General features: G+C 42.7%; 13 protein-coding genes. 11 read left to right on the forward strand and 2 right to left on the reverse strand.

Annotation, left to right across the window (positions count from 1 at the left end; all coding sequences use genetic code 11):
* Positions 1-18: 18 nt before the first annotated feature.
* A complete protein-coding gene (locus FLA_RS13945) occupies positions 19-1,140 on the forward strand; it encodes a site-2 protease family protein (RefSeq protein ID WP_084206167.1) in 1,122 nt (373 codons plus the stop codon).
* 10 nt (positions 1,141-1,150) lie between these two features.
* Positions 1,151-2,713 (forward strand): L,D-transpeptidase family protein, encoded by a 1,563-nt coding sequence (locus FLA_RS13950; RefSeq protein WP_076378292.1) that lies wholly within the window; start codon positions 1,151-1,153, stop codon positions 2,711-2,713.
* An 8-nt stretch (positions 2,714-2,721) separates the two neighbouring features.
* On the opposite strand, the gene FLA_RS13955 is transcribed toward FLA_RS13950, so the two are convergent.
* On the reverse strand, positions 2,722-3,648 hold the full coding sequence (locus FLA_RS13955) for a 1-phosphofructokinase family hexose kinase (RefSeq protein ID WP_076378290.1): 927 nt from the start codon (positions 3,646-3,648) through the stop codon (positions 2,722-2,724).
* Between the two features lie 131 nt (positions 3,649-3,779).
* On the opposite strand from FLA_RS13955, the gene FLA_RS13960 reads away from it, so the two are divergent.
* The 7 genes from FLA_RS13960 to FLA_RS13990 all read left to right on the forward strand — a co-directional run bounded on the left by FLA_RS13960 (position 3,780) and on the right by FLA_RS13990 (position 10,766).
* Positions 3,780-4,601: a universal stress protein gene (locus FLA_RS13960; RefSeq protein ID WP_076378288.1), complete on the forward strand. Its 822-nt coding sequence runs from the start codon at positions 3,780-3,782 to the stop codon at positions 4,599-4,601.
* A gap of 13 nt (positions 4,602-4,614) precedes the next feature.
* On the forward strand, positions 4,615-7,119 hold the full coding sequence (locus FLA_RS13965; RefSeq protein WP_076378286.1) for a cation-translocating P-type ATPase: 2,505 nt from the start codon (positions 4,615-4,617) through the stop codon (positions 7,117-7,119).
* A 341-nt stretch (positions 7,120-7,460) separates the two neighbouring features.
* A complete protein-coding gene (locus FLA_RS13970) occupies positions 7,461-7,856 on the forward strand; it encodes a hypothetical protein (RefSeq protein WP_076378284.1) in 396 nt (131 codons plus the stop codon).
* Between the two features lie 92 nt (positions 7,857-7,948).
* A complete protein-coding gene (locus FLA_RS13975) occupies positions 7,949-8,392 on the forward strand; it encodes a thioredoxin family protein (protein ID WP_076378282.1) in 444 nt (147 codons plus the stop codon).
* Positions 8,382-9,326, forward strand: coding sequence for an FAD:protein FMN transferase (locus FLA_RS13980; protein WP_076378280.1), 945 nt, complete (start codon positions 8,382-8,384; stop codon positions 9,324-9,326). Before FLA_RS13975 ends, FLA_RS13980 begins: the two co-directional genes overlap by 11 nt.
* Positions 9,323-9,538, forward strand: coding sequence for a DUF4266 domain-containing protein (locus FLA_RS13985; protein WP_076378278.1), 216 nt, complete (start codon positions 9,323-9,325; stop codon positions 9,536-9,538). Before FLA_RS13980 ends, FLA_RS13985 begins: the two co-directional genes overlap by 4 nt.
* 25 nt (positions 9,539-9,563) lie before the next feature.
* Entirely contained in the window at positions 9,564-10,766 is a 1,203-nt protein-coding gene (locus FLA_RS13990) for a DUF3570 domain-containing protein (protein ID WP_076378276.1), read from the forward strand.
* Positions 10,767-10,822: 56 nt separating this feature from the next.
* Here the strand turns inward: FLA_RS13990 and FLA_RS13995 are convergent, their stop codons facing one another.
* Complete coding sequence (locus tag FLA_RS13995) at positions 10,823-11,512, reverse strand: VIT1/CCC1 transporter family protein (RefSeq protein ID WP_084206166.1); 690 nt, start codon at positions 11,510-11,512, stop codon at positions 10,823-10,825.
* Between the two features lie 330 nt (positions 11,513-11,842).
* Here FLA_RS13995 and FLA_RS14000 point away from each other — a divergent pair, with 330 nt between their 5' ends.
* Complete coding sequence (locus tag FLA_RS14000; RefSeq protein WP_076378272.1) at positions 11,843-12,811, forward strand: helix-turn-helix domain-containing protein; 969 nt, start codon at positions 11,843-11,845, stop codon at positions 12,809-12,811.
* A gap of 295 nt (positions 12,812-13,106) precedes the next feature.
* Complete coding sequence (locus tag FLA_RS14005) at positions 13,107-13,544, forward strand: response regulator (protein ID WP_076378270.1); 438 nt, start codon at positions 13,107-13,109, stop codon at positions 13,542-13,544.
* The last annotated feature ends 81 nt before the right edge of the window (positions 13,545-13,625 follow it).

Below are 13,625 nucleotides of genomic sequence, written 5' to 3' on the forward strand. Positions count from 1 at the left end.
CCAATTAATACAATTTTTATGCGCGGAGCCACTAAAATAGCGACAATAAAAAAGGTGAGTGTATATATACACTGGACTTTTTTGCTACTACCCGTTTGGATAGTAATGGTATATACCCAGTATGGGGCCAGCCTGTCAGAGCTTTCCTGGGCGTTCGCCTTTCTGCTGGCAGTATTTGTATGTATCCTCCTGCACGAGCTGGGTCATGCCCTGGTAGCGGCCCGCTTTGGCATTCATTCCAAAAGCATTTTGCTGTTACCCATGGGCGGCATTGCTAGCCTGGAAAAGCTGCCCGATAATTCCCGGCAAGAGCTGGCTATTAGTGCTGCCGGGCCCCTGGTAAACCTGCTGATAGCAGCCATATTGCTTGTTTTTGTAAAAGACAAATATGGTTTCTGGCAAACAGATGAACAGTTGAGTATAGCAGAAAAAGAATACTTCCTGGTAAATTTGTATGTAGCCAATATATGGCTGGTTGTTTTTAACCTTATACCAGCCTTCCCTTTAGATGGTGGCCGCATGTTACGTGCGTTGCTGGGTTTTAAACTTAATTATATACACGCTACCGGCACAGTGGCTGTTATCAGTAAAATAATAGCGATTGGTTGCCTGATAGCAGGCGTAGCTTTTTTCAATATTCCCTTATTAGCACTGGGCATTTTTATAATGTATGCTGCCGGCATGGAAGAGCACTATTTAAAATTGAAAGCACTGGTAAAAGGTATTAAACTGAAGGAAGTGCTGATGCACGATTACAACAGCCTGCAATGTAACTCCCCCATAAAAGACGCCGCCAATATTCTTATGAACAACCATACCCGGTATTTTATTGTACTGGACAATGGTGCACCCAAAGGCACTATTAACAGAATGGATATTATTACGGCCATGGCAGAAAAAAAATACGATTTACCGGTAGGCTCTTTTATGAAAGAGAACCTGAGTTGCCTGGATGGAGAAAAAGAGGTATCGTCTGTATTGGATAAACTGGCTGGTAATGGAGAACGTATTTACCCGGTAATGGAAAACAGCCGTTTTTCGGGGGTGATCAATTTTACACATATTATTGAATACCTGTTGTTAAATAAAGCATCCTCCATCGAATATGATAAAATAAAATCATTGTCGGGCCTGGTATAAACCGGTTATTATGATAAAGTATATAAAAACAGGGTTATTGGCAGCAAGTTTATTGGCCCAGGCTTTCTTTACCCAGGCACAGCTTACACCTGCCACTATTAGGGAATATCTTTTGCAGCCTGTATTGCCTGGCCATATTGCGCTTCCCTATCTGCGCCAGGTGAAAATATTTTATGATTGTTATCAATACCGCCCGGCCTGGATAAACGATGACAGCGCCAGGACGCAACTGTTAGCTTACCTTTCCCAATCAGCAGCGCTGGGCCTGAATGATAGCCTGTATCAATATACTACCCTGCAATCATTCCGGCATAGCACTACACAACTGTTCACAGTTACTGATTCCATCATGGCCGAACTACAGCTAACAGATGCCTGCATCCATTTTCTGGATGAATTATTATATGGAAACGCCACACCAGAAACCGGCTACAATGGCCTGGATTATACACCGGGATGCATTTCTGTGGCAACACTGCTGGCCGCTGCCTTACAGGAAGGTAATTTTGGCAGCTTATTGCAGTTATACGAAAATACATCGCCCGGATATATAGCAACCAAAAGCAGGTTGGGGCAATTATTACGGATACAGCAAGACAGCTCTTTTCATAGCCAGCGGCCCGTTAGCTCGCCGGCTGTAACCTGCGCCAACAAACCCCTTCTGTACAAATTATGGCAATACGGTTATTTAACTTCTCCTATTGATTCATTACCTGATGATAGCCTGAAACAGAAGCTAAAAGAGGTACAACAATTATTCTCTTTACAGGCAGATGGTATATTGCGCCCTAATCTTATGAAAGAATTAAATGTACCTGTGGAGGTGAGAATACAACAACTGGCAAAGGCACTGAACACCTTTCGCTGGATGAATTGCCTGCGGCAGCAAAACAAATGGGTGGTAGTGGTAAATATTCCTTCGGCTAACTTGCTGGTATACGAATGCGACACAGTTGTACTGGAGTCGCGCATTGTAGTGGGTAAAAAATCAACTCCCACCCCATTGTTCATCACCAGCATCAGCGAAGTAGTGATGTACCCTTACTGGACAGTACCCCACTCTATTGCCACCCGCGAATTGATTCCCATGTTTGCATTGAACCCACGCATGGTAGCAGCCAACAACTTTTCTATCTTAAACGATCACGGCAACATTGTACCCCCAACCTCTATTAACTGGAAGGCTTTAAAAGGCAAAAACTTCCCATACACCATACGGCAGTCAACCGGTTGCGACAATGCGCTGGGCATTATTAAACTAAACTTTTATACGCCTTATGGCGTATACCTGCACGATACCCCCTGGAAAATTTTATTCAATACCTACAACCGCTATTACAGTCATGGATGTATGCGGGTAGAAAAAATAATACCACTGGCACACATGGTATTGGAAGGCAATGCCATTGCCATGGATACCATTCTTCAAAAAGGCAACCTGCTGCATCAACAACCGGTTACCATTCCCGCCACTTCCAAAATCCCCCTACTGGTTTTATATAATACCTCCTGGGTAGACTCAGCGGCCCACGTAAGGTTTTACCCGGATGTGTATCAAAAACAACGTTATTAGTAACAGTTTCAGCTATGTATCATCTCATAGATCTTTTCTGCATCTTCCCGTTTACACAAAGCTGTTCCTTCATTCATGGTAGCAGCCGTTCCGCACGCCACTCCCCACCTCACCGCTTCAGCCAGAGTTTTGGCCTGTGTTAACCCCAACAAAATGCCGCCTAACATGGAGTCGCCGGCACCTACCGTGCTTTTTACACGCACCGGCGGTGGCACCATATGAACAGAGTCTTTTTCCGTAACGAGCAAGGCACCTGCTGCCCCCATAGAAACCACCAGCACTTCGCACGGGTATTGATGAATAACCTGCCTGGCAGTGGCCGCAATTTCCCCGGCATTCAATGCTTGCTTACCTACCAGTGATGCTAACTCGCCCAAATTGGGCTTTACTAAATAAGCCCCTGCCTTAGCAGCCAGCAGCAGTCCTTCGCCCGAAGTATCCACCACATATCTTGCATTTTTAGCCCTGGCAATAGCCGCCAGCCTGGCAAACACTACCGGAGGTATGCCAGGTGATAAACTGCCGCTTGCTACCAGGTAATCTATGGAATTGATTTGAGAAAGCTGTTGCATACATCCCTCCCATTCCATAGCGCTTACTTCGGGCCCCGGCATTCCAAACCGGTATTGTAACTGTGTATGACTATCCACTACTATCAGGTTTTGCCTGGTATTGTTGCTGATTACATATGGCACTACCTGCACATCCTCCTGCTGTAGCAACTGTTGCAGCAACTGGCCATTGGCTCCGCCACTTAAAAAAACGGCCGTAGCTTCACCGCCCATTTTTTGAATAGCCCTGGCCACGTTTATGCCACCTCCGCCCGGCTCATATACCGGTAGCCGGCAATGCAGTTTCTTTTCCGGAATGAGCGCAGCAACACTGGTTGACACATCTACCGCAGGATTTAAAGTAACAGTAACAATAGCAGCCATGGAGGTATACTTTCTTTAAAATTATATGCTTTCAAAAAATTATACTATGAGCATTGTCACTGCCAGCAATGACTCCTGTCATTTTTGGCGATGATTGTACAAATTAGATTTGACTTCATAAAAAAGCATATATGGAAACCATTATTATCGCAACCGATTTTTCCCATGCAGCCACCAATGCGGCCTTATATGCTGCAGAACTGGCAAACGCATTACAAAAGGAATTACTGATACTTTATATTGATACGCTGCCGGTAACTTATGCAGACGTTCCTATTCCCACCAGGCTGGAAGAGATGACAGAGATGGGTGAAATGGAAATTAAAAAACTACAGGAAAGGCTGATACTGCACACCACTGGCAATATATCCATTACCACCGAAATACAAATGGGTACATTTTTTACAACACTTACTTCGGTTTGTGAGCGTGTACACCCTTACGCTGTAGTAATGGGCAGCCAGGGCACAACCGCCAGTGAAAGGTTCTTCTTTGGCGGGCATACCGTACATGCTATGAAGCATTTGAAATGGCCACTTATTACCGTGCCACCACAGGCAAAATTTTCACCTGTTACCCAGATAGGATTGGCCTGCGACTTTGAAAACATTCTGGCAACCACACCGTTATCCGGTATTAGAAAGCTGGTAAAAGATTTTCATGCAAAGCTGCATGTATTAAACTCAGGCAGCGGCTCTGAATATAATCCCGATACTGTTTTTGAGTCTGCCTTATTAGAGGATTTGCTTTCCGGGCTGGATCCTGAATTTCATTATATAACTGATAAAGACCACGATCCGGATAAAGCGCTGGTTGATTTTGTTAAAAACAATCATATACAACTGCTGTTGGTATTACCTAAACAGCACCACCTGCTGGAAAGTATTTTTCATAAAAGCCATACCAAACAACTGGTATTAAACAGCGATGTACCTGTAATGGCTTTGCATTAACAATAGCACCCTCATGACAGGTAATGATTATTTTAATAGCAGTATTCAGGGGTTAACTACTGCCCAGGCTCAACTGTTACAACAACAATGGGGCTTCAATGTAATACAATCAAACACTTCACACAGGTGGTTAAAAAAGCTATGGGGCACTGTGAAAGAACCCATGTTTGTGCTGTTAAGCATTGCCTGCCTGCTGTATTTTATACTGGGCAATACCTGGGAAGGAAGTGTGATGTCTGTGGCATTGCTCATCATTTCCGCTATTTCGCTTTACCAGGAAATAAAAAGTGATAAAGCCATGAGCCGGCTGGTGAAGCTATCGGCCACTAAAATAAATGTAATAAGAGATGGCCGGGTGCAGTCCCTGGATGAGGAAGCCCTGGTACCAGGCGATATTATACAACTGGAAGAAGGCATGACAATACCCGCCGATGTTGTGGTGTTGCAATTCAACGATCTTACCATCAATGAATCTGCCATCACTGGCGAATCATTGCCAGTAGATAAAACAGAAAAGGCAGGATCCAACAAGCTATACCAGGGCACCACCATTAACAGCGGCAAATGTGTAGCCCGCGTAACAGCAACCGGCAACCATACTGTTTTGGGCAAGGTGGGAAAAGCGGTGATGGCTTATCATCCCGCTATCACCCCGCTGCAACGCCAGGTAAACACATTTGTAAAGCGGATGTCATTTTTTGGTATGGCAGGTTTTGCCATCCTGTTTTTTACCAACCTGTTCAGGGGTATAGATTTACCCAATAGTTTATTGTTTGCGCTCACCCTGGCTATGTCGGCTATACCCGAAGAAATACCGGTAGCTTTTTCCTCCTTTATGGCACTCGGCGCTTATAAATTAAGCAAAAGGGGTATTATATGCCGCCGCCCGCAAATGATGGAAAGCCTGGGTGAAATAAGTGTATTATGTTTTGACAAAACAGGCACTCTTACACAAAATGAAATGGAGGTGGCATGGGTATATGACCATGCCACCTACCAACTGGTAGAATGTACCCATACCCCTTCTGTGGCAGCCAACGTAATCAGGTATGCAAAACTTGCCAGTGAACAACAGCCATTCGATGCCATGGAAATAGCTATTGGTAATCAATACCTGCATTATAACGACGCGGCTTTTGATAACGCCGCCATGATCCATGAATATCCTTTGGGTGGCACTCCGCCTATGATGACGCATGTATACACACTGCACAACCAGACAATGGCAGCAGCCAAAGGCGCGGTAGAACGTATTATCCGTGTGTGTAAACTATCCGGGGCCCACCAGAACATGATTTCCGGCATAGCTACCGGTTTAGCTAATAAAGGGTGCAGAGTACTGGGGGTAGCTTATGCAGTACATGACCATCAAAACTTTCCAGAAAACCAGGACGATTATCACTGGCAATTAGCTGGATTACTGGCCTTGTACGATCCTCCTAAGCCTGGCGTAGCAAGTAGCATAGCCCATTTTACCAAAGCAGGCATTGCCGTTAAAATGCTTACCGGCGATCATGGTGCCACTGCAGTTACTATTGGAAAGAAAGTAGGGATAAGCCAGAACAACACTTTTTATACCGGGCAGCAGGTAATGGATATGGACGAAGATGCGTTAAACAAAGCAGTACAAACCGAAGCTATTTTTGCCAGGATGTTTCCGGAAGCAAAGTTACGTGTAATAACAGCCCTTAAAAAAAACGGGCAATTGATAGGTATGACCGGAGATGGTGTGAATGACGCTCCTGCACTACAAGCCGCAGATATAGGCATTGCTATGGGACGCCGTGGTACAGGAACCGCCCAACAGGCCGCAGACCTCATTGTAACAGACGACCAGCTCGAACACATGGTAACTGCCATTGAGGAAGGAAGAAAGGTATTGAGCAACTTTAAAAAAGCATTGCGTTATATTCTGTCTATACACATTCCCATTATCCTTACGGCAGCCATTCCTGTAATAGCAGGATGGCAATATGCCAATGTGTTTGGCCCGGTGCATGTCATCTTTCTTGAGCTGATCATGGGCCCTACCTGCTCCCTGTTTTTCGAAAACGAACCGGCCGAAGAAGGTATCATGCATTTGCCGCCTATCAGGCAAGGTGGCACCATTATGACGAAAAGGGAAATGGCCGTAAGTGTAAGCCAGGGACTTGTCATTGCCTCTACTTTACTGGGCACCTATTATGTACTGATGCAGCAAAACGCCGGAGTAGCCATTACCCGTACCATGGTTTTTATTACCTTGCTATTGTGCAACCTGTTTCTCACGTTCGTTAACCGCTCTTTTGTGCATTCCTTTTTCACCACGCTGCACTATAAAAACAATCTTATACCTGTTATAGTTTCAGCTTCCCTTCTGTTAATTACCGTACTACTTTTCATTCCCCCGGTTCAGCACCTGTTTATGATGACTACGCTTAATCCGATTCAAATATTTATTTGCATTGTCCTGGCTTTTATCAGCATTAGCTGGATTGAGGTGTATAAAAAAATACGCCGTTATAAAACATCACAATAGCGGGTTAACTGCTACCAGTGTCATCCATCATTTTAATGGTCTACAAATGAAAATAACTTCACTGCTACGATTGCATTAATCCCGATCTGTAATATCAAACCAGATAGTATGAAATAAATGGTCGCCGTGGTTAGTTTCCCAAAACTGGCCCAAGGATAGCATTATTACCCAAAACCTGACATATCTTTTCATGCTGTTTCTTTTCTAAGAATATTCAGAACAATTTACCTATTTAATCTAAAAAACATACATCCCCCGCCCCCCCACTTTTCCTTCTTAGCTTTAGCACTTTTTAATCCGATAATGTACATAATTAAGCCTGCTTTTCTTAATTTCAGCCCATGAAGCGTTGGGGAGCAGTTTGGCTGTTATGTATTTATACTGCAGGAGCTACTGAATTACAGCAGTTGCTCAGGTTTCCACTGCTTATTCAACACTACTGTACACATAAGACGGAGAACCCCCATATTACTATCGCCCAGTTCCTGACCATCCATTATATAGAGGCGCAGCCTTTTGACAATGATTACGAACAGGACATGCAACTTCCTTTTAAACAATCCGACGAACATTGTTTAACCTTTTCGTGGCAGCTACCAGCATCCCCTGTATCAGTATTGGTAAACAGGCAACCAGTTACTTATAAGCATATTCTTTATAACGACAATATTCCCGCATCCCTTTTTAAGGCAGCAATCTTCAAGCCCCCTGCCACCGCTACCTCCCTGATTGCGTAGCAATTCCTACTCTCATATTATTTCCAGGGCAAAAGCATGGATAATTCTAACAGGTTGTGCATGCACCTGCCGGAACCTCAACTATTAAAGTAATGAAAACAACACTCAATGTTTGCATGGCTATTATATTGCTATGTGCATTCCGTGCCGACTGGGAAACCAATTTAGAAAAGGCAAAAATGAAAGCCGCCCGGGAGCATAAATACATACTGCTTAATTTTTCCGGATCCGATTGGTGCGGACCTTGTATACGGTTAAAGGAAACGCTGTTTTCCTCTACTGCGTTTGTGCAATTTGCCGATAGCAGCCTGGTGTTACTAAACGCCGATTTTCCAAGACAAAAGAAAAACCGTTTAACTGCGCAACAACAGCAACTTAACAACCAGTTAGCCGATCAATACAACCCGTCCGGCAATTTCCCTATGACAATATTATTAAACGCCGAAGGAAAGCCTGTAAAAGAATGGATAGGCATTCCTAAAGAAGATGGATTCGGGTTTATTACCGAAATCAATACTATAATACATGGCAAATAGTACGATGCAACCGGGTTTGTATAAACGCACCATGAAACTGATGGGAAACCGGTTTGAGATAACCGTTGTGGCTTTTGATGAATCGTGGGCCGAGGCCTGCATTCACGATGCAGTTACCGAAATACAACGAATAGAAACACTGCTTACCACTTTTCAGGATAACAGTGAAACCAACCAGGTAAACCGTATGGCTGGCATACAACCGGTAGAGGTAAGTGCAGAAATGCTGCAACTGGTATCCCGTTCTGTAAAACTGTCAAAGCTTACCCAGGGGGCCTTTGATATTACATACGGCTCGGTTGACAAGCGATTCTGGAACTTTGACACCACCATGCAATCTTTGCCGGATAAAGCAACCGCAGCTGCTTCCGTTCGCCTCATCAATTACAGGAACATAGTCATTAACGAAGAACAAAGCACGTTGTTTTTAAAAGAAAAGGGCATGCGCATAGGCTTCGGAGGCATAGGCAAAGGCTACGCCGCAGAAAGGGCTAAAGCAGTTTTGCAACAGAAAGGTGTAACCAGTGGCATTGTAAATGCGTCCGGCGATCTCACCACCTGGGGCACGCAGCCAGATGGCCACCCCTGGACGGTGGGCATAGCCAATCCGGATATCCCACATCAGCTGTTTTCCAGTCTTACAATATCCGGGATGGCTATTGCCACCTCCGGGAATTACGAAAAGTACGTGGTTATTGATGGCAAAAAATATTCCCATACTATTGATCCCTCCACCGGTATGCCGGTGCAAGGCATTAAAAGTGTATCTATTCTTTGCCCCAACGCAGAAATGGCCGATGCTATGGCTACGCCTGTAATGATAATGGGCATAAAAGCGGGTTTACATATGATTAACCAGATAAAAGGAATGGCATGCCTTATTATCAATGACCACAACCAATTATTCACTTCTGCAAACATTCGTTTACAATGAAAAGAAAATATCCCTGCTTATCATTACTACTAATTGTGGTAGTAAGCTCATGTACAACAGTAAAAGAGTATCAGAAAAGCCGTTTGAATGATGGAGAAATGGTATTAAGCAACCGCAAGGCGGAAAAAACAGAGCTTAATTTTCAATCCTATCGCGAAGGCGCTTCCGGTGCTAATGCCGGCAAAACCGGTGGAGGATGTGGTTGTAACTAATTTAAAGACTACTAAAACACAATCCATGAAAAAGATATGCTTAACAGTGGTAGGCCTGTATATAGGTTTACTGGCTGCTTTTTCACAGAATAAAACAGACAGCACCCATTATAAAAACCGGAAACTTACGTTTGATGAAGCCAACCTGGTAACCAGCTATTATAAGCAAGATGGCAACAATTCGGCTGTTACCGGGGGAACAGGAACGGAAAACCTGAACGATATATCCACTTCTTTTGATGTAAAGCTGAACAGATGGGATAAACATAACAGGAAGCATACGATGGATATAGAATTGGGCATCGACCACTATACATCTGCCTCCTCTGATAAGATAGATCCTAAAACCGTATCTTCTGCATCGCATGCCGATACACGCATCTATCCTTCGCTTACTTATTCAGTGGAAAACGAAACAAAGGGCACTACTTTGTCAGCCGGTCTTTCCGTTTCACACGAGTTCGATTACCAGTCTTACGGCATGAATGTATCGTTTGCACAAAAAACACATAACCGTAATGGTGAATTTACCGCCAGGCTGCAGGCTTACCTGGACGATCTTAAGATTATCAAACCTTTTGAGCTACGAACAGCGGCAGAACAACAGGAAACGCATGAAAGCAGTTATCCTACCGCCTCACGCAATTCCTTCAGCACCTCCCTGTCTTATTCACAAATCGTTAACGAAAGACTACAGCTGATGATACTTACCGACCTGGTATATCAGCATGGCTACCTGGGCCTTCCCTTCCATCGTATTTATTTTAACGATGCCTCGGAAGGAGTAGAAAACCTGCCTGGCAACAGGTTTAAAATTCCTATAGGAATAAGAGGAAGCTATTTTTTGGGAGACCGGTTTGTATTGAGAGGGTTTTATCGTTTTTACCACGATAGCTGGGGCCTGGATGCACATACTGCCAATATTGAAACAGTAGTAAAGCTCACCCCCTTTTTCTCAGTAACTCCATTTTACAGGTATTATATACAATCTGCCGTGCGGTATTTTGCGCCGTATAGCGCACATAATCCTACCGATCGGTATTATACAAGCAGTTACGACTTATCAGCATTTAACAGTCATTTCTTTGGCGCAGGCTTTAGAATCATGCCTCCTAAAGGCGTTTTTGGCATGCAACATTTTAATATGCTGGAAATACGCTATGGACATTATAACAGAAGTAACGGAATGCAATCAGATATTATTACGTTGAATATACGTGTTAAATAATGCCTGCATCTATGGGCAAACAGCCGTCACCTATGATAGTGACGGCTGTTTTGCCTTTAGTGTTCCCCAATCATCCTGGCAATACCAAAAGCTGCTCCCGCAGCCAGCATTCCGGTAACAGCTACCTTCATGGCTCCGGCCATCACAGGTTGACCGGTTACCTTACTTTTAAAGTAACCGAAAACAAAAAGGCATATAACAGCTACAATACACGAATAACCCAGCGCATGATTGGCATTGCTGATAATAAAGTAAGGCGATAGCGGGATAAGCCCCCCAACTATATAAGATGCACCAATGGTGACAGCACTACGGGTTGCGGCGCTGGGATGAGGCTTTTCCAAGCCTAATTCAAAACGCATCATAAAATCTACCCATTTGTCTTTATTTCTTGCCAGCTCATCAGCAGCCTGCTGTTGTAACTCACCGGAAAGCCCCATTTCGGCAAATACATCCATCACTTCTTTCTTCTCCTGTTCCGGCATCCTCTCTACTTCATCGTATTCTCTTTTTTGTTCGGCGTTAAAGTGATCCTCCTCCGTTTTACCCGCCAGATAGCCACCCAGGCTCATGGCAATAGACCCTGCTACAATTTCTGCCAGTCCAGCCGTTACTACAATTTTTGAAGCAGCTACTGCACCACTCAACCCTGCCGCCAGCGCAAAAGGCACAGTTAGCCCATCAGACATGCCAATTACAATATCCCTGATAGTGTCAGAACTTTTTAAATGATATTCGTTATGCATAATATTTTTAAACAGACAATGCAAAAATATCATTTATACATATCAAAAAACAAATCATTTAAAGCAAGTTTACACATTTTACAATATAATTTTATTATATATATATAAAATAAAGACAAAGTCAGTGCCGATTAAAATCGCCTTAAGTTTACATAAACTCACCATCTCCTCTTGTAAAAAGAATCGGTATATTTTATATTTGAATTACAGTCCTATAGGCCATTTCACCTATTCCGACACAAAAAATAACCAATTTATCCATACATACCTTTTATTGTTAAGCTTACTTGATTTTTAAAAAGTATCACTTAATAATTCATTTGCATTACTATGAAGTCGCCCTATCATTTCAGTTTGCCAGATATACCGTCCAGTAAAATTACCACCCATAACTACTGGCCTAATAAATGTGACTATAAAATTCCATTCGCCACTCCTACCCTTGTTTGTTTTGAAGAAAAGGGTCACCTGTTTTCACAGACATTTGAGGGTAAGCATTTCCGGATGGTAATGCTTACTGTAAATGCGCAGGAAGATTTTTCTATGTATTGCGATGCACTTTATCCTTATGTAAGCTTCAGTTATATTTTACAGGGTAACATAATAGTTCGCTACAAAGGCAATAAAGATTTTTTTGTCATGCGCGAAAACTATTGCCGTCCTGGGTTTATTAATACTGGTAAACATCAAATGCATTTTAGAAAAGGAAAAACCGTACTATTTTATTTTATTATGGAAACCTCTTTTTTTGAAGAAATGCAAATGAATATTCCCTTATTATACAACCTGTTTTACAACTGGAAATTGTGCGCTCATCAAACCGAACTTTTGCAATTCAGGATAGACGCAGCATTTGAACGATTAATAAGAGAGCTGCAAAGTAGCACTAAAACCGGGATTGCTTTAGAAACAGAGGTATTAAGCATTATACAGGCGTTGATATTATGTTTTGAAGAGAAACTTAAAAGCGGCGATAGCTTCATTAATAAACCCGTGTCATTAATAGTACATGATGTTCGTGATTACATTATATCTACCGTAGCCAAAGGCCCCCGGCAGGATATTTCTATCATAGCCAGCCAATATTATATTGGAGAAAAAACCTTAAGCCGTGTATTCAGAAATACCTTTGGTATAACCCTGAAACAGTTTAAACTGTCTGAACGTATGAAGGTAGCGGCTCAAATGCGTGAACAAGGCACCAGTTTGCAGGAAATAGCTGTAAAGCTGGGCTATAGTTCTGTACACAATCTTCAAAGGGAATATATGAAGCATTTTAATTACAAATTGGTAGACTAAAAACCTACCATATTCATTCTCACAATCTTATACAGCAATGGGCATTTTGGAGAATAAATATTGGCCATTTTAGGTACAAAACTTATATCATCTTTGTTATACCAAAATAATTTGTTTTTCGAGGGATTGATTCCACCGGGTATAACCTGTTGGGTCGTTAACGAAGGCCTTCATCATTCCTGGTAAAGTCCAGTATTTAAATCTTAATTAGTATGCGGGGATATGCTGTTTACAGTAACCTGTAAAAACCAACCCGGCGTATTAATTGCATTCAAACCTAAAACCGCTGCTGACAATGGAGAAACTGGTTATTCTATTAGTGGAAGACGATATTGACGACAGGGAAATTATTGGATCGGCCATACAGGAATTAAATATTGATGCGCACCTGGTAGAAATTGTGGATGGCAAAGCACTTGAAAAATTTATAAAGGATGGCATGTCGCCACCTATTGACTTTATATTTATGGATATTAATTTACCCTGCTATGATGGAAAACAGTGCCTGGAAATAATAAAAAACTCTTTACAATTCAACAACGTGCCGGTAATTATGTTATCTACCTCTAACAGAGCTTCAGATATCGACAGTGCTTTTCTAAATGGAGCTACACGTTATGTGGTAAAGCCTTTTACTTACAGTGCTATGCTTAAAATACTACACGAGGTATGCACCGAATTCAGGCTCTACCGCCAGCTACCATTAACTAAACATAACTTTATTATTACCTGACCAGTTGAATATTGTCGTTTTTCATTTGAATCATTTCCTAGTTTTACGGGCCTGCCTTTTGAGGAAGGGCCCCTTTTTTAT

This window comes from Filimonas lacunae (assembly GCF_002355595.1).
GTDB classification, from domain to species: domain Bacteria; phylum Bacteroidota; class Bacteroidia; order Chitinophagales; family Chitinophagaceae; genus Filimonas; species Filimonas lacunae.